This is a genomic window from Vibrio sp. QJM3NY_39 (assembly GCF_057785895.1).
This window is the reverse complement of sequence record NZ_CM173505.1, coordinates 2,882,338-2,900,147: the sequence shown is the minus strand read 5'-3', so window position 1 is coordinate 2,900,147 and position 17,810 is coordinate 2,882,338. Positions and strand designations below refer to the sequence as shown.

The following is a 17,810-nucleotide window of genomic DNA, read 5'->3' as shown; positions in this document are numbered from 1 at the left end:
CTATTCCCCGTGTGCCACATACTCTTTGATGGACTTATTAAGGACAGATAAGAGAATCCATCATGTTAAAAATCAAATATTTGGCGACAATAGTTGGCTGCACTTTAGCAGCTCACAGTTACGCGTCTTTGAACATTCAACCTGATCCGCAAAACCCGAATGGTTACCTTGTTGAAAAGTCGGCATTACAAGCTGCTGAACAAGCGAAAACATCCGATCCTATGTATGCGATCTGGTCACAAGCATTACAAACTCGTCCCAACAGTATTGTTGAAGCGATTGAGCCGGGTTTAGCCTCGAATCCTGAAAACGTAAAACGGGTTGAGCGTGTGTTCCCTCAATCTGAATGGGACTTCCTCACTCAGATGGCTGCGCCAGAATACACATACACTCGCTTCTTACGCGCGATTGGTAAATTCCCAGCCTTCTGTGGAGAGTACACCGATGGCCGTGACTCCGACGCTATCTGTAAAAAATCCATCATTACGGCCTTTGCTCATTTCTCACAAGAGACGGGCGGCCACATCGCAATAGACAACACCTCTGATAACCCATTAGCGCTAGAAGAGTGGCAGCAAGCGCTGGTGCATGTTCGTGAGATGGGTTGGTCTGAAGGTCAAGAAGGTTACACTACGGGATGTGGCCAGAACGATTGGCAAAATGCGCGTTGGCCTTGTGCCGCAGGGCAGGGTTACTTCGGGCGTGGTGCTAAACAGCTTTCTTATCACTTTAACTACGGCGCGTTCTCGGAAGTGATGTTTGATGGTGATGCGACGGTTCTATTGAATAACCCGGGGTTAGTGGCGGATTCTTGGTTGAACTTGGCTTCTGCTATCTGGTTCTTCCTTACGCCTCAAGCACCTAAACCAGCAATGCTGCACGTGATTGACCGCACTTGGACACCCTCTCAACGCGAATTGGATGCAGGTATTGGTTATGGATTTGGTACCACGATCAACGTGATTAATGGCGGTATCGAGTGTGGTGAGCAAAATAAAGACAAAGGCCAACCTGTTAACCGTATTCGTTATTGGGAAGGGTTAGCTGCGCACTATGAAATTCCTGTAGAAGCGGATGAAGCCAATACTTGTTGGCAGCAAACGCCTTACGGAAGCTTGAATCTCAACGGCGCGACCGATGTGTTGTACACCAACTGGGATGGAAACTGGAAATACTACGCAGACCGCCCAGAAGGCTACTCATTTGAATGTGAGCTTGTGGGCTTCCAAACCGCTTATTCTGCGTTGGTGGCTGGCGATTACGAGAAGTGTGTGACCAATTTTTATGGATCTCATGCGAGCTGGCCTGAAGTGAAAGTGGTCGACAAGCTTGATCCGGTAGACCCTGGTACTGATCCTGGTGGTAACGGTTGGAGTGCGACCAAGGTTTACAACGCTGGAGACCAAGTTACTCACAACGGTGCAACCTACGAAGCGAAATGGTGGACACAAGGGGATGACCCTGCCAATGGTGGCCCTTGGACATTGGTTACTGGAGAGCCAACTCCACCCGTGACAGATCCATCGCCAGTTGACCCTGCACCTGTCGATCCTGCTCCGGTTGACCCAACACCAGTTGACCCACCAATCACAGAACCGCCTGTTACCGAGCCGCCTGTCGTCGTTGATCCATCAGTGTTTATCACATGGCAAGCGGGCGTTAGCCAAGTGAGTAACGGTGATAAAGTGACGCATAACGGCAAGTGTTTCGTGGCTAAAAACGGCCCGGGTGTATGGGAAAGCCCGGTTCAGTCGAATTGGTTCTGGGATGAAATTAGCTGTAATTGATCGTCTGAATACTGAAAAGCGGTCTAACCGACGAGTTCAGTAGTACGACCATAATGATATAAATAGTCAAAAGCCGAAAGTTTCTACTTTCGGCTTTTTTTCGTTTCGAACTTGGCTATCTAAGCAGGGCTATTGGTCTATTTGGCTATGTTGAAGCGCATTTAAAGACTAATTATCCAGTTAGAGGATAAAGTTCTGTACAAATGGTGATTGTGAATTTATATTCAAATTTAATTTATATTTATTCTTTTTATTTTAGGGTTAAGGTGTACCTATGGAACAGACAGATATCACGTCACTCATCCCCATTGTGATTACTTTGGTGTTGTCGTTGGCGACAAGGAATGTAGTGATAGGCCTATTTGCAGGTGTGCTGAGTGGTGTGGCAATGCTCACTGGTATGTTTAGCGAACTTAACCCGCTTGATACGTTTGGTACTATGGTGAAAGGTTACTTAGTCCCTCAACTTACCGACAGCTATAACGCAGGTGTGATCATGCTGTTGGTGTTCATCGGTGGCTTTGTCGCTTTGATGGAAAAATCCGGTGGTGGTGTTGCGTTTGCCAAGCGTGTTACTCAATGGGTAAGCAACAAATGCCAAGCTCAAATCTCAGCATGGTTTGGTGGAATCGTTATATTTTTCTCAGACTTAGGCACCCCTTTAATTGTTGGCCCTGTTTTTCGTCCCCTTTTCGATAAACTGAAACTCTCAAGACAGAAGCTAGCATTCATCATCGACTCAACCTCGTCGCCCGTTGCTATTCTTATCCCTTTCATTGGATGGGGCGTTTACATCATGAGTCTGATTCAAAAAGAACTCACGGCGTTGAATGTCAACATGTCTGATTGGGATGCCTTCATCGGTGCGATTCCTTTTCAGTTCTACGCATTCCTAGCGATTTTCATAGTCCCGTTAGTGTCCGTTAAAGGTTTAGACTTTGGGCCAATGGCAAAAGCCGAGCGTGATTGCCAAGCGGGAATCGATACTGGCGTGAATAGCGACTCACTGAATCCGTTCTCGCATAAAAATGCAAAGGCATCTTTTGTTTGGGCTCCATTGTTAGTGATGCTGGTGGTGTTGTGTGCCATGTTAGTTCCACAAGGCTTCCCGTTTCAAAAGGTCGCGGGTTCATCGTTCAGAGCGGCTTTATCATCGGCTTATTTCTTTGCGGCGATTACCTTGATCTCGCTAATGGCTTACTACGGTGTAAGAAAGCTGTCTGATGGTGTTGCAGTGTATTTAAAAGGCATGGGAAACATGATGCCCGTAGCGATCATCTTAGTATTGGCATGGGCGTTAAGCACAGTCGGTAAAGAGCTAGGTGCAGCGGCCTATATCGCCGAGCAAGCACAGAGCGGCTTTCCATACTGGTTAGTACCAGCGGTCGCTTTTTTGTTGTCGGCGATTATTTCATTCGCAACGGGATCGTCGTGGGGAACCTTCGCGATAATGATGCCATTGGTTATTCCAACCGCGATTGCGATTGATGCACCGCTACTCGTCGCAATTGGCGCTGTGTTGTCTGGTGGTTTGTTTGGTGACCATTGCTCACCGATCTCTGAAACAACGATTCTTTCTTCAACAGGGGCAGGGTGTGACCAGTTTGAACACTTTAAGACGCAGCTACCTTATGCATTGATGAACGGCTCTATCGCTTTGGTTAGTTTTGTCGTGGCAGGCTTTACTGGAAGTGCATGGGTGGTTCTAGGTGCGCTTGTTGCTCAGCTTATCCTTGTGACTCTGTTAGCTAAGCGCGATGCAAGTAAAAACGCTTCTTCAGAAGTTCAATCTCAAGTGTCTGAATCTAAACCACAACAAGCGTAATTTAAGATTACAAATGAGAGACTAGATACGGGATGCGAGTAAACGAGTAGCGAAAAGCTCGCTCCCTATCGTTCGTCACTTTATACCTCATATTCCTTACTCTATCTGTCATTCCCTATAGCGAGGTATGAGCGTAGTAGGGAATCTCTCGCGTTTACTGTTGGTGTATATATTGAAAGGCAGATTCCAGATATCTCGTTCCTCGATTCTGGAATGACGACTGAGTGAGTAGATGCGGGATGCGAGTAAACGAGTAGCGAGTAGCGAAGAGCTCGCCCTCTGTTGCCTACGTTTGCTATTAAGGGGGCGCTTACTCAAATCTAAAGACTTTTTCGCATCTCGTATCTCGTTACTCGCATCTTTTTTATAGTGTGATAGGGAATCTGCTTATTGATAGTTTCTATGAATCAATGTGGCTTGTTATGAAACTAATTTTCCATAAGATCATTTGTACAATCTTAGTTTGCGATAACTGGATTACCTAGTTGTACGGTTTATAGATTAAAATTTTCTGATAATTTTTATCGTTTTTTTTTAATCAACCACTTTAATAAGGTAAATTCGCAATGTCCACCAAACTAGCTAACCCAGCGCCACTAGGCTTAATGGGTTTCGGTATGACCACTATTCTTCTTAATATCCACAACGCAGGTTTTTTCCCAATCGATTCTATGATTCTTGCAATGGGTATTTTTTACGGTGGTTTGAGCCAAGTTATCGTGGGCACTATGTGTTTCAAACGTGGTGACACGTTCGGTACGACAGCATTTACTTCATACGGCCTATTTTGGTTATCTCTAGTTGGTTTGATCGTGATGCCTTACATGGGTCTTCCAGCAAGCCCTGCTGCATTCATGGGTTGGTACCTACTACTATGGGGCATCTTCACAGGCTTCATGTTCATCGGTTCTCTATGTTACCCAGTAGCGAAGCAAGTAGTATTCGGTTCACTAACGATCCTGTTCTTCCTACTTGCAGCTCGTGATTTCACTGGCAGTGAACTAATCGGCACTATCGCTGGTTTTGAAGGTATTTTCTGTGGCGCTTCAGCTATCTACTTTGCAATGGCACAAGTAATCAACAACGAATACGGCCGTACAGTACTGCCTATCGGTGAGAAGAAAGCACCTCAAATGGCAACACAAGAAATCGCTGCTTAATACTCTAACTCGGGAACAGTTAGTTTGTTATAAGCCGTTTATTGGTTATGAATAAAACAAAAGGGGTTAGCCGAAATGGCTAACCCCTTTTTTATGCGTTATTAATAGCGCTATTTGTTAAAGCGATCTATTTGCTAAGGAAAGCTTAAGCTGAAGGTTGCTCTACAGGTTTAGTGTCTGCAGCTTCTGCTTCAGGAGACTTACCTGTTTTACGCTTGTACTTCTCTTCCCAGTAAGTAGCACCTTTGATACCTAGTTTTACAGGATTAAATGTGTACTCAGTTACGCCTTGTTTCTGTTGCTCTTCATAATCAGCAAGTGCTTTAAGCGCTGGCTTCGACATGAAGAAGATGATCAGAATACCTACGATGTTTAACCATGCCATCAAGCCAACACCAACATCACCCATTGCCCATGCAAGGTTAGCTGTTTTGACTGTGCCATAGAAAACCGCAGTGATAAGAACAAGCTTAAGTACGAACATCATGCCAGGGATCTTGATGGTACGACGTAGGTAAGCAATATTCGTTTCTGCGATGTAGTAGTAAGCAAGAATCGTTGTAAATGCGAAGAAGAACAGAGCAAATGCGATGAATGGCTTACCAATGCCTGGTAGCGCACTTTCAATAGCAAGCTGTGTAAATACAGGACCATTCGCGCCAATGTTTGCTGCTAGGTTCTGAACAAGGAACACGCCTTCAGCGCCGCCGTGAACGTTGTAAGCACCAGTGATGATGATCATGAACGCTGTAGCAGAACATACTAGAAGAGTATCGATGTAGATAGAGAACGCTTGTACCAAACCTTGCTGAGCTGGGTGATCGACATTTGCCGCTGCTGCCGCGTGAGGACCAGTACCTTGACCCGCTTCGTTTGAGTAAACACCACGCTTAACACCCCAACCAATTGCAGCACCAAAGCCCGCCATAGGTGTGAATGCATCGCCAAGAATCATTCCGAAAACAGCTGGCACTTGGCCGATGTTTAGCAAGATGATAACGAACGCGATAATGATGTAAGCCAATGCCATGAATGGAACAACAATTTGTGTGAAGTTCGCAATACGTTTAACACCACCAAAGATGATGAAAGCAAGGATGATAGCAACAACAGTACCAGTGAAAATTTTAGCGAAACTGAATGTACCGATAGCTGTTTCAATCATGTCGCCTGAACCAAATGCAGCTTCTACAGCATTACCAATACTGTTTGACTGAACACCTGGAAGCAAAATACCACATGCAAAAATAGTTGAGATAGCGAAGATCCATGCGTACCACTTCTGGCCCATCGCTTTTTCAATGTAGTAAGCCGGACCACCACGGAACTGGCCTTCGTCTTCTTCTTTGTAGATTTGCGCTAGCGTAGATTCTGCGTAAGCAGTCGCGGCGCCAAAGAAGGCTACAACCCACATCCAGAATACTGCACCCGGACCACCGAAACCGATAGCGGCAGCAACACCGGCAATGTTACCTGTACCTACACGGCCAGATAGCGAAACGGCAAGAGCTTGGAAAGACGAGATGCCTTTTGTAGAGCTTTTACCTGATAGTAGCAAGCGCCACATTTCAAAGAAGTGACGGATTTGAACAAATCGAGTCATGATGGAGTAGAACAAACCTGCACCTAAACATAGGTAGATAAGTACTGGGCTCCAGATTATTCCATTCAAAAAATCAACGAATGACTGCATGAGTATTTTCCCTGTTAGTTTTGCTTATGATTGTTTTTCGAACAACACAATACTTCACTTGTAACCCAAGTGTTAAATTATTTAACTGCGCATTAGGATTACTGTGACATAAAGCAAGTTACAGAGGGGGTTTGTTAACGCTTAGTTCTAATTCGATAATCGTTCCATTTAACTTTATATGCAACTGTGTGTATTTATTGGCGTTTTGCAGAGTGAATAAATAGTGATTAATACAAAAATGGAAATTTGAGCCATGCAGAAGAGACAAAATCGAGAGAAACAGAGGTGAAAATCGCTTAGCATGAACGGCTGATATATGAGTGGTGAGATGGATTTGATTGGAATATATCACCTGTATCGAGTGATCTCGCAGGCCTAAGAAACTGTGCATTTGAAGGCTCGAGAATTCTGGCCTTCATGTTTACTGAGTGAAAGTGGCTAGTTTGATACGTGTTTCAAACAACCACAAACCCTCGCTCCTCTAGTTCTTGAGCGAACTCAGACTGAGTATTTGGTTCGCCATGTATCAAATGCAGCTCTTTTGGTGGAACGGAAATTCCTGCTATAAATCGGTTGAGATCCTCTTTATCGGCATGAGCCGAGTAGCCAGACATGCCATGAATTTGAGCATTAACCTCAACGTCTTTGTTATCAATAAAAACCTGTGTTTTACCTTGTTGCAACTCGCGCCCGAGCGTTCCGTGTGCTTGATAGCCCGCTAAAATCAAATCGGTGCGTTTATCTGGAAGCAAAGCCGATAAGTAGTTCATGATCCTGCCGCCCTGACACATTCCAGAAGCTGCGACCACAATTGCGGGTTCACCTGTCGACTTAAGACGATTGACGATTTTCTTGTGCATTCTATGCCCATCAACGGTAATGCATTGCTCAAAAGCGAGTGGGTGACGTTTCAGCTCTAGGCGCTGTTTAGCTTCTTGACCCCATAACTCTTTAAAGCGTCGGTATGAACGCGTTACTTTCTCTGCCATAGGCGAATCGAGGATGATAGGAATATCGGCGCTGAGTTGATGCTCAAAGATCAGGTTTTCAATATCAAACAACAGTTCTTGTGTTCTTCCGATACTAAATGCCGGGATCAGGATGACACCACCATTGAGTAGTGAACGGTCAATAATTGCTTTGAGACGCTCAGAGCGTGTTGCAATATCGTCGTGCGTGCTGGTGCCATAAGTGGCTTCAATAAATAGGTAATCGGCTTGTTGTGGTGGTTTTGGATCCGGCAGCAGTGGCGTGTTACTTGGGCCCAAGTCGCCTGAAAAGACCACCACTTCTTGGTTTGGTAACTTAAGCTCAATATAGGCGGAGCCTAAGATATGCCCAGCAGTTTGAAAACGAGCATACAGAGTATTTGGCCTATGATGATCCCTTCCGTCGTTTTGCTGTTTAGAGACAATTGGAAACCACTCTCCATAAGGCTTGGGAGCAATCAACGAATGAATTTTTTTAAGGATGAGTTTGGATTGTTTATGGCTGAGCCCTTGCAGTTTTAAGCCGTCTTCAATCATTAAAGGAGCGAGTTCAGCCGTCGCCTGAGTGCAATAAATCGGTTGGTTAAAGCCACTGGCGAGTAACCAAGGTAATCGACCAATATGATCAATGTGAGTATGAGTCAGCAGCAGAGCGTTAAGGTGGGACGTTTCAAATTCAATATCAAGAGGGCGTGCGTCTTCCCCTTGAAGCTTTTTACCTTGAAGATCTAAACCTTGAAAAAGGCCACAATCGATGAGTACCGCTTGGCCTGAATCTCTTAATTCGTGACAAGATCCGGTGACAGTATGTTTGCCGCCATGGTGAATCACTTCCATCGTTTACTCCCATTGCTCTATAAAGCCATTAACACCTGTTTTTATTTTGCGGATAAGCGCCGGCATGTAAAACAAGAACAATGAGAGTTGCGATCGTTGAGTGTCTTTTTAAGTAACTGAGCGATGACTCAGTGTATTCGTTGCGAGTTAGCTCCTGTTCCCTCTGTGACTACCTTATTAACGCGTAGAAGAACGGTCTGAATCCAGCTCTGGGTTTTGTTGAGCCTCTAAACGAGCCACTTCGGCATCAAGCTCTGCTATTTTTTCTGCCATGAGCACATGACAGCGATTCGCTAACTCTCTTGCGTCGCTGAGCTTGTATCCGGATACATCTATAGGCTCAAGCATCTCGGTGATCACAATGCCATTATTAACTCGGTTGAGGTCAATCTTATTGTGCGTGGTGCTGGTGCACATAGGGGTGATAGGTACACCGGCTTCAATGGCCATTCGGAAAGCGCCCGTTTTGAATGGCAGTAATCCACGCCCTTTACTGCGCGTTCCTTCAGGGTAAACCCAAACAGACAGATCTCGCTGATGAATGGCTTCCGCCACTTGCTTGATGGTATCGCGTGCTTTGGATTTATCTTCGCGGTTAATCATGATGTTACCGGTGATCCAATACAGCAGACCAAAGAAAGGCACATACAACAAATCACGCTTGCCTAAAGAAACGGTGCGAGGCCTTAGCATTCCTGGGTCGGTCACAAAGTCTAATATGCTTTGGTGGTTAGAGATGTAGACGCTTTTTTCTGATGTCGGCGCATTGTCTAGGCCGCGCTGCACCAGTTTTACACCGACGATCTTTTGGAGTTGATTGAACCAACGGCAGAAAACGTACACATGCTTAGGGTTCTTGGGGCTAAACAAGCAGTAAACAAAAGCACATAGAGTGGTGAAAATAATAAACACCGTAGCCAAAATAATACGAAGAACAGCAAGCACAATTCACTCCTTACTCACCGCAAGATTGCAGTGATTAAATAGTTTTAGATGCTTGAAGTTTTCACTCTATTTAACCGAATTGCAACAATTAACTGTTCTAGGGTTCTTTTTTTAGATCTTTATATAAAACAAGGACTAACAATGGGTGTTTGACACGATTATCGAGCTTACACGTGTTCACCAGTAGGTAGGTATGTTCACCAATACTGTTTATTTGGATCCGACTTTTCTAACCATTCAGGATTTTGACGCGACTCTAAATAGAGTTGTAGGCCGTTATAGGACATGAAAGCTGCAGGGCCACCAAGATGTTCGAAATAGTCAAAATAATCATCTTCGAGTGAACAAAGGTGAGCTAAATCTTTAACGTTATTCATCATTGCCCATTGAATGGCAAATACAGGCGCTATTGAACCTGAAATACTGACCTCTTCGACATTTGGATTGAACAGTGAATTGGCTTGCTCAAGCTGTATCTCTTCTTGTTCAGACTCTTGCTGTAACACCTCTTCGATGATCTCTGAGCGTTTGGTATTAGAGACATTCTTGTTCAGCTTGGCGATTCGCAGTGCGTAGCTAAAACGGTCTGTTGAAACGATGTCGACAAGTTGCGATAGCAACTCTTTGTCTACGCCCGCAGCCTTGGTGAAATAATCGATACACGAATTGATTGAAGCATAACGAGTACCGTCGAGTTCAAAGCCACTGGTTTCGTCGTAGGCCTCGATTACAATGTCATCAACCGACAAAGGCCAACCTTTATAGTCGATTCGCTGTTTGGCGATTTGATACATATTCCAAGCACTGCGCCCAAACCCGCCAAGCGTCGAGCCAGAGAAATCTGAATCAATAAGCTCTTGTTCCGTCCAATTTTCCCCAATCCCTAAGTGCTTTGCGTACTTATCGATGAGTGCGTGTTTTATCTGATCGCGCACAGCCCAAATCGAAGTCAGATCTTTTGCATACCTAACACTCGCGCACTCTTTACAAGCTGGCAGTGCAATCGGTGAATAGTCTATCTTGGCAATAGCTTGTGCAGTCTTAGGGAATTCAACAACATCATTGGAAGGTTCACCACAAAACCAACAGGTGTGGCGCAGGTTGAATGGGATGTCTATGTGTGAGTATGTGGTCATTAGTCTTTTATCGGCTGGGTGCTTGGGTTTGTTTGGTTATCAAAACAATTATCCCTGTTCAGGCTTGTCCTTGCACGCTGTTATTGGGGCTTCTGACTATATTTAACCAACGACAATAATAAAATCAACGCAATTCGGAGGCTGTATATGCTGTTTACTCTCGCTTTGCTCTGCATTTTTCTGGTGGGATATCTCGCCCAAACTACCGGCCTTTGTATGGTTCGGGGAGTTAAAGAGGCGACAAACGGATCACCAATGTTGATTGTCGCGATTGTGTTTAGTGGCTCATTGGCTTGGGTGTTTATGGCATTAGGATCGGCAGTGGAAGGGCGATCGTTATCTTCTGCGTTTTGGCCGAGTCTGTTTTCCCTGTTTGGTGGTTTTCTATTTGGTATTGGAGCGGCAATTAATAGTGGTTGTGGCGTCTCTACGGTGAGCCGCTTAGCTCGTGGTGAAGTGGTTATGTTGGCGACCATATTAGGGTGGTTCATCGCATGGTTGTTGTTTGTTCCGGTGTTGCCGACGGAGTTAAAAGGATCTCGGTTGGTATTATCTGATTTTTCCCGATATGCATTCCTTGGGATCATTTCGTTCATTATTGTGGTGAGTTGCTACTTCATGAATGCGATAAATCGCAAGTTATGGTTCTCAATGTTAGGGATTGGGTTAATGGCGGGCTTTGTTTTCTTGTATGAACCGCATTGGACGCCAAGTGGGTTATTGAAATCAATGGGTACTTCACTCTGGCATGGAAAAGTTGAAGATTGGCCAAGCAGCGAGCGTTTTATATTAATGGCCATGCTATTGGTTGGCATGGTCAGCGCCGCGTTATTTACTGGGTCTTTTTCTTTGAGGTTGAGCTCTATACGTCGATTGGGCAAACATTTGGTTGCTGGTGTACTTATGGGATTTGGAGCAGTAATGGCTGGTGGCGGGAACGATACTCAGCTGTTAGTGGCGATGCCTGTGCTGTCGTTGGCGGGTGTTTTTTCTGTGTTGAGTATTATTGTGGGCATATACACCGGAGTTAAGTTGATTCAAAGCCGATAGTTAGAGACAGTACGTAAATAACATGAGCACGTAATTTGAGAACATAATGAAATACATCGGAATTGATGGCTGCAAGGCGGGTTGGATCGCTTGGATTGTCTCTGATAACGCGGTGCCAGCGTATAAAGTGGTAAACACGCTCGATGAGTTGGTTGATGATCTTACGGAAGCAACGACGTTAATTGATATGCCTATCGGCTTTAGTGATTCACAGACTCCGGATAGGTTATGCGATAAAGCGGCAAGGCGTTTTCTAACCAGCAAGCGCGGTTCTTCAGTGTTTCCGGTACCGTGTCGTGAGGCGGTTTACCAAACTGATTATATTGCAGCGTGTAATGTGAATGTGGAACAGCTTAGCAAGAAGTTCTCGAAACAGACTTGGGGGATTGTTCCTAAAATCCGAGAGTTGGATAAACTTATCGATGATCACCCAAACTTATTGATCAGAGAGTCTCACCCTGAAGTGGTGTTCGCAGCATTGAAAGACGAACCGCTGACGTTTTCCAAACGAACACAAGAAGGCAAAGAGGAACGGCTTTCTATTATTCAGCAACTCGCCCCTCAATGGTGTGACGGCTTGTCGTTGGCCATTTCAAATACCAAGCGTAAAGACGTCGCGATAGACGATATTTACGATGCGTTCGTACTTATGTTGGTTGCCTATTACGCTCCGCAATTATCGACCTTACCTGAGCCTTCAGATGTTGGTGGAGAGGCGGATGTCGACCAGAACGGACGAGTTCGAGAGATTGTTTATTGGAACAAAACGCGCTAACAAAGCGTGCGCTCAACTTGGCTTAATATGTTACTTTCCAACTTCTGCTACTTTTCACTCTTACTATTTTTGAGTCTTTGATATGAAACGTTTTATTGTCGGCTGGCTGGCCACTGTGCTCAGTGCTGTGAGTAACGCCCAAGTTGCCCCTATATCTCAATGGCAATGCGACATGATGGAAAAGAACAACGTCTTGAGTAGTGGTGCGCCTGTTGGTTGTGAGCGACTATCCAAAGTGGATTTCGATTTCATTAATTTCAAAGGGGAAATGCAACAGGGTAATATGATCGTGCTTGATGTTATTGCGCCTGCTGTTGAACAAATCTTTTCAGAGCTCAAACAGCGCAATTTCCCTCTTCATTCTGCTCGCTTAATGCGTGAATTCAGAGGTGACGATAACGCCTCAATGGACGCGAACAACAGCAGTGCGTTTAACGCTCGTCCTATTACTGGCGGAGGGGGTTGGTCGAAGCATGCCTATGGTGTGGCGATAGACATCAACCCAGTTCAAAATCCTTTCTTAGAGTTCGATAGCCACGGACAAATCACGGTAAAGCCATCACAATCGGCAACCCGCTATGTGAACCGTACTCGCTTTCGTGCTCGTGACGAAATTGAACGCCGAGGCATGGCAGAAGATGTGGTTGAGCTGTTTGCCTATCACGGATTCATGATCTGGGGAGGGGATTGGAACAGCCCAATCGATACTCAGCATTTTGAGGTTGGCTCAAAAAAATTCGTTAACCAACTGCTTTCTAAACCGCTACCTGAAGCTAAAGTGCTATTTGATCGCTACGTCGAATTTTATCGACAATGTTTTAATAAGAACCACAGTGATTCAAAAAATAAAGGTGAGAACGCAGAAAAAGCTCGAGCTATCTGTGCAAAGAAAACAGTCGGGACTTTTTAGTGCTATGTTTATCTAGAACCGTTTGTGTTTTAGCAAGTTAAACTCGCTTCAGGTGTGTTTTGAATCGCTAAGGTCAGCGCTAGTCGTTGGCCTTTTTTGTATTCATTTCTTCAATAGAACACCGAGTATTGAAAAGGTTATTGGGTATCCATTCGTCAATCATCAATAATCGAATACAGCGCAAAGTCATCGGTTTGTCATCGAAAAACTCATAGCGTTAACGTTATGTGAGAACCATGGCTGGTGGGGGAACTATTTGTCGAATCGCCAGTATTATTAGTGAACTGATCACAACGGACCAACTAATGAAAAAGATACCTTTGGCTTTAACTCTTTTAAGCACTCTACTTTTTTCACAATATACTTTGGCTACAGACTCTTCAAATACCACTCAAAATCCTACTTACGAACTCGATGGTAAGGCGGTATTAGGCCGAACTGAGAATGTGTACCTCTCTAGTGTTCAAGGGCTTAAAGACGTTCCTTTCATTGGTAAAATTGATACCGGTGCAGAAACCACTTCTATGCATGCTGAAGACATTCATGTGAAGAGCACGAATGCCGATTACAAGAATCTTAAAGACAAAGAGCTGATGGCGGCATTAACCGAAGACCTGTTGAACAATTCCGATGTTGATTACGATGATTGGAATGGCAGTACCTTTGCGAAATATGAAGCTGTGGTGTCTTTTAAAGTTCAAAACCCGCGCACGGGAGATATGGTATTAATCGAAGCGCCTTTAGAGCGTGTCAGCATGATACGTAGCCGCACCAGCAGCACGCCTTTACTTCGTCCTACCGTAAAAATGTCACTCACCATTGCGGATCAAGAATTGAAAACAGACGTTAACCTTACCGACAGAAGTCATTTTTCAGCACCAGTGCTGATTGGCAAAACTTTTCTTGCTGAAAACGCTTTAGTGTTTGCGGGCTATGACTACTTGCAAGAGCAGGAAAACGCGACAGTAGTAGGTCGAAAAGAGGTAGTGTCTATTTCGGGAATGGCGATGAATGCGACCTTCTCTTTAAAGAATCGTTACAGCATTTTGCATTCAAAAAATATCGATGTAGACAAGAAAAACAGCGAAGTCACGTTTGATATGGTCGACAACGACGGCAAGCAAAAAGAAATGACGCTGCCATTAGTTCGTATGTTGAGTGTGGGCGGTAAGAAGAGACCTTTAGTGTATGTGCCCGTCCAACTCGATGAAAACACAACACGAGATGTTCTAGTTTACTTACGTGACCGTTCTAGCAGTGAGTCACAGTTGAGATTTGGAACGAGCACCGCTAGCGAATTTTTCATGATTGATACCAACGCTGAAAATATTCTCTCTAAAGGTTCTGAGAGTTTCAGCGAGGTTGCGAAAAAGAGTGAGCCGTTGATTATCTCACCGGAGGAAGGTATCACCTTAGATGGTTTCCCTATGAAGGCAGTTGCCTCATTCACCGTAAACACGCCTTTGCTAAAGGTTGATAGTTTTGAAATGACAGGAAAGGGCAAAGATACGTCCGTTGAATTTTTCCTTATTGATGCGAATGGTGAACAACAGAAAGTCATTAAGAAAGTAATTAAAAAGCTTCGAGTCGGTGATGATGTTCGCCCAGTTGTTAGTGGTGAGTTTTTAGGCGCTGGTAAAGTTCGCCAACAAGAGTTTGCTATCGACGTGTTGAACACTAATGAAAAAGAGGCTTACTTCGTCTTAGGTAAGAAGATGGCGAAAGATGGGGTATATGTGAATACTCGTTCTGACTATCTTTTGAAATCGGAGCCTTTGTTTAAAGTAGGGCATATAGAAGTTGTTGAAGTGAACGGTATGAAATTCCCTGCCAAGCTAGACACTGGCGCGGATGTCAGCTCAATGAATGCAGTCAATATCAAGCGATTTAAGAAAGATGGCCAAGACATGGTGAGTTTTACCTATCAAAACAACCAAGGCGATAAGCAAGAGTTCACCAAGCCAGTGATTGATGTCATGCGCATTAAAGCCAAGAAAGGCGAGAAGGTGAACATTCGCCCTGTCGTCGAAATGAAGGTTAAGTTAGGTGACTTAGAGAAAGAGGTAAGGGTAAACCTTCAAGATCGCTCTCGCTTTGAATACAGCATGATCCTAGGTAAGAACTTCTTAAAGCACGGCGCAGTAGTGAGCAGCGATGAAGATTACTTGTTGGGTGATATGGATTAACCTCTAAATCGATCTCGTTTAGGTTTGCAATAGAACTATTTTAAATGACCACATACTTCTACGTTGGAGTGTGTGGTTTTTTATTAATTCTATATTTTTTTAATATCAATGGTTTGGGTCGATTTGTGATTTTAAGTACCTAATGTTTAGGCAAAAAAAGGGCCAACTCTTTCGAGTTGGCCCTTTCCAAACGTTTGGTGGAGCTGGCGGGAAGTGAACCCGTCGCCCTGCTTTTCTCATCAAAATCAACAGGTTAAAGTGTGTGGTTTTGGTTTGTAAATCAGCTTTTAGTACCCATATCTTGTACCATGTTAGTACCTATTTCAATACCTATTTTAGGTGAGTGGTGATTCTTTTTGTTGGGAATCAGTTAGTGGTTCAGTTCTTTTTTGGGGAGTTGAACTGGCGTCCAATAGTTCTTAAATTAATAAAAATACGAGCTTTGATTGAAGAGTGACTTTCAAGTTTCTTATCCATTCTTAATGGCTTTAAGAATTCTTAAAACTAACGTATAAAATTAAGAATTAGACTGTTTTTTAGTCAAAAGTAACAATTATCCTGCCAGAGGGGGATTGTAATAGGCTAGTCAACGTGATGACTATTTCTGTATAGATAGGCCATTTTGCTTGAAAGCAAAAAGCGGCACTGCTTAAAGTTATATCTGCGTTTTTCACTCGCCCTTGCCTTGAAACGTAATAGCACAAGCCTTGTGGTTACGTCTTTGCCAATTTTGGATGAATTTAGCTTTCGTTGAAGTGCATCAAAGCAATTGCTCATTTGGAAAAACGTCAGATTAACGGGCTCGTTTGGGAAAAACGTCAGATTAACGGGCTCGTTTGGGAAAAACGTCAGATTAACGGGCTCGTTTGGGAAAAACGTCAGATTAACGGGCTCGTTTGGGAAAAACGTCAGATTAACGGGCTCGTTTAGGAAAAACGTCAGATTAACGGGTTCGTTTAGGAAAAATGTCAGAGTCAGCTTATTTCTCAGTTTTCCTGTCTATATCTGGGCTAAAACTTAGGGTTAAAATGAAAATGAAAATGAAAATGCAACTGTTTACTACTGGCACTCATATTGATTTATGTGGATGCACTTAATGAAAACCAGATCTGGTTTTTGATTTTCTGTTAGCAAATCCCATCTAGCCACCATTGATAATCTAACAAGGCTCAATGTCCATTTAAGCTAAATATCAAATCAATTATTGATGACGCTCTTTACTATCAACATAAACAGTTCATAACAGCAATTATCGCCTTCTTTTGCCGAAGGCAAGCCATCGAAAAATGACGGCTTATGCCAACGGCACAGCGTAGGCTACTCAGCCATTAGTTTTTCGTATTGATGTGCGTAATTTGAATCCTCGTTTCGGCAACTATCACATTGTAAGCACTCGACATCATCAGCTAGCTCAATAGCCTCTAGTAAGTCATCACCATCTAACTCAGCACTACAATCATTGTGGTAGCCGCCAGGGTCAGTAGAGCCTGTACAATGTTGCGACAGCCATGGTGATAGAACATACTTCTGAGCATGACTAAGACTATCAAAGCTCGTATCAATAGCTAACTGTGCAATGCCCCCCACCTTTTGCTCTTCATTGTCAAAGACACCACGCTCTAGTAGAGCTGCCAATAGTTTCTCAGTTACAGTCATAGATTAAATCTCCTTAATTTAAGTTTGGTAAACATTCAGTGATCCCTGCTCGTAAGGTTCTTAAATTGTTTAAATACGGCAGGTAATCACGGCTTTGCACCCCATGCCTTGCGATAAAATTGTGGAAATCACGTTGGCAATCTAGGTACTCGTCAAAGAACTCTCCACACTGTTCATTCTTTCTCATCGCTTGGTTGAAGCGCTTTCGAGAGTATGAATCCAGCATTTTCAGCCCTGGGTGATTAGCTTGAAATAGCTCAGAACCTTGCTCAAACCTTGCCGCAACAAGCTCCAATGCATATTGCTTATTCACATTCGCAAGGAAGCTATCAAAATCCATCACTATTAATCGCTCACCTGAGTTCAGTGCCTTGTCGTACATAAACTCCAACGCACCACGTTTAATGTTCTTTAACGGATCTTCGTAAACAAATAGAGTGGCTTCAGCATCACTGATCAGTGCGTTCTCATAGACCAGTGGGTACTTTTCATCTGTCGTCCCCGAGTCTTCCTGATACTTACACTCAATGTTCAATGTGTTGAACAAGCGAGTTTTGGTGATCTTGTTACCTTTGAAATCCAAGGTTTCAAATGTCAGAGATATGTTCTCCGCTCTGAACTCCATCTTGGTTTTGTGCTTGGTTGAATAAGCACTGTAGATAGATGGATAAGGAATATCTTTAATCACATTTACGCCAGGGATCTGCTTAAGTACTGCAAAGATCTTTGACTCAAATGCTTTACCATTTTGTACCGCTTTTTGTCCGTTCATGATTTTTGCTCCATTCATTTACTGCAAATAATCTTATGATCGGTTTGAAATTAAGTCAACTTAAAATTTGCAGTTTTTTATTCCTGCAT

General features: G+C 43.8%; 13 protein-coding genes. 7 read left to right on the top strand and 6 right to left on the bottom strand.

Going from position 1 to position 17,810, the window contains the following annotated elements:
• Positions 1-62 precede the first annotated feature (62 nt).
• The 3 genes from AC3CHU_RS12915 (at position 63) to AC3CHU_RS12905 (ending at position 4,772) form a co-directional block, all read left to right on the top strand.
• A complete protein-coding gene (locus tag AC3CHU_RS12915) occupies positions 63-1,787 on the top strand; it encodes a chitinase (protein WP_488524696.1) in 1,725 nt (574 codons plus the stop codon).
• A 274-nt stretch (positions 1,788-2,061) separates the two neighbouring features.
• A complete protein-coding gene (locus tag AC3CHU_RS12910; protein ID WP_488524695.1) occupies positions 2,062-3,612 on the top strand; it encodes a Na+/H+ antiporter NhaC family protein in 1,551 nt (516 codons plus the stop codon).
• A gap of 566 nt (positions 3,613-4,178) precedes the next feature.
• Positions 4,179-4,772 carry an acetate uptake transporter gene (locus AC3CHU_RS12905; protein ID WP_010440610.1) on the top strand — a complete coding sequence of 198 codons (594 nt, stop codon included), beginning with the start codon at positions 4,179-4,181 and terminating at the stop codon, positions 4,770-4,772.
• A gap of 145 nt (positions 4,773-4,917) precedes the next feature.
• Here AC3CHU_RS12905 and AC3CHU_RS12900 read toward each other — a convergent pair whose 3' ends face one another.
• The 4 genes from AC3CHU_RS12900 to AC3CHU_RS12885 form a co-directional block, all read right to left on the bottom strand.
• On the bottom strand, positions 4,918-6,465 hold the full coding sequence (locus tag AC3CHU_RS12900; RefSeq protein WP_065206930.1) for an alanine/glycine:cation symporter family protein: 1,548 nt from the start codon (positions 6,463-6,465) through the stop codon (positions 4,918-4,920).
• A 455-nt stretch (positions 6,466-6,920) separates the two neighbouring features.
• A complete protein-coding gene (locus AC3CHU_RS12895) occupies positions 6,921-8,291 on the bottom strand; it encodes an MBL fold metallo-hydrolase (protein ID WP_488524694.1) in 1,371 nt (456 codons plus the stop codon).
• Positions 8,292-8,468: 177 nt separating this feature from the next.
• Positions 8,469-9,236 carry a 1-acylglycerol-3-phosphate O-acyltransferase gene (locus AC3CHU_RS12890; RefSeq protein WP_488524693.1) on the bottom strand — a complete coding sequence of 256 codons (768 nt, stop codon included), beginning with the start codon at positions 9,234-9,236 and terminating at the stop codon, positions 8,469-8,471.
• A gap of 197 nt (positions 9,237-9,433) precedes the next feature.
• Positions 9,434-10,372 (bottom strand): hypothetical protein, encoded by a 939-nt coding sequence (locus tag AC3CHU_RS12885; protein WP_488524692.1) that lies wholly within the window; start codon positions 10,370-10,372, stop codon positions 9,434-9,436.
• A 255-nt stretch (positions 10,373-10,627) separates the two neighbouring features.
• Here AC3CHU_RS12885 and AC3CHU_RS12880 point away from each other — a divergent pair, with 255 nt between their 5' ends.
• The 4 genes from AC3CHU_RS12880 to AC3CHU_RS12865 all read left to right on the top strand — a co-directional run bounded on the left by AC3CHU_RS12880 (position 10,628) and on the right by AC3CHU_RS12865 (position 15,293).
• Entirely contained in the window at positions 10,628-11,422 is a 795-nt protein-coding gene (locus AC3CHU_RS12880) for a YeeE/YedE thiosulfate transporter family protein (RefSeq protein WP_488524691.1), read from the top strand.
• A 46-nt stretch (positions 11,423-11,468) separates the two neighbouring features.
• Positions 11,469-12,197, top strand: coding sequence for a DUF429 domain-containing protein (locus AC3CHU_RS12875; RefSeq protein ID WP_488524690.1), 729 nt, complete (start codon positions 11,469-11,471; stop codon positions 12,195-12,197).
• A gap of 82 nt (positions 12,198-12,279) precedes the next feature.
• The gene (locus AC3CHU_RS12870; RefSeq protein ID WP_488524689.1) at positions 12,280-13,107 is read left to right on the top strand and encodes a M15 family metallopeptidase; all 828 of its coding nucleotides are present in this window, start codon (positions 12,280-12,282) and stop codon (positions 13,105-13,107) included.
• Positions 13,108-13,412: 305 nt separating this feature from the next.
• Complete coding sequence (locus tag AC3CHU_RS12865) at positions 13,413-15,293, top strand: ATP-dependent zinc protease family protein (RefSeq protein ID WP_488524688.1); 1,881 nt, start codon at positions 13,413-13,415, stop codon at positions 15,291-15,293.
• 1,317 nt (positions 15,294-16,610) lie between these two features.
• On the opposite strand, the gene AC3CHU_RS12860 is transcribed toward AC3CHU_RS12865, so the two are convergent.
• Positions 16,611-16,949, bottom strand: a complete 339-nt coding sequence (locus AC3CHU_RS12860; RefSeq protein ID WP_054542201.1) for a hypothetical protein — start codon at positions 16,947-16,949, stop codon at positions 16,611-16,613.
• Between the two features lie 13 nt (positions 16,950-16,962).
• A complete protein-coding gene (locus tag AC3CHU_RS12855) occupies positions 16,963-17,721 on the bottom strand; it encodes a PD-(D/E)XK nuclease superfamily protein (RefSeq protein ID WP_488524687.1) in 759 nt (252 codons plus the stop codon).
• Positions 17,722-17,810: the final 89 nt, after the last annotated feature.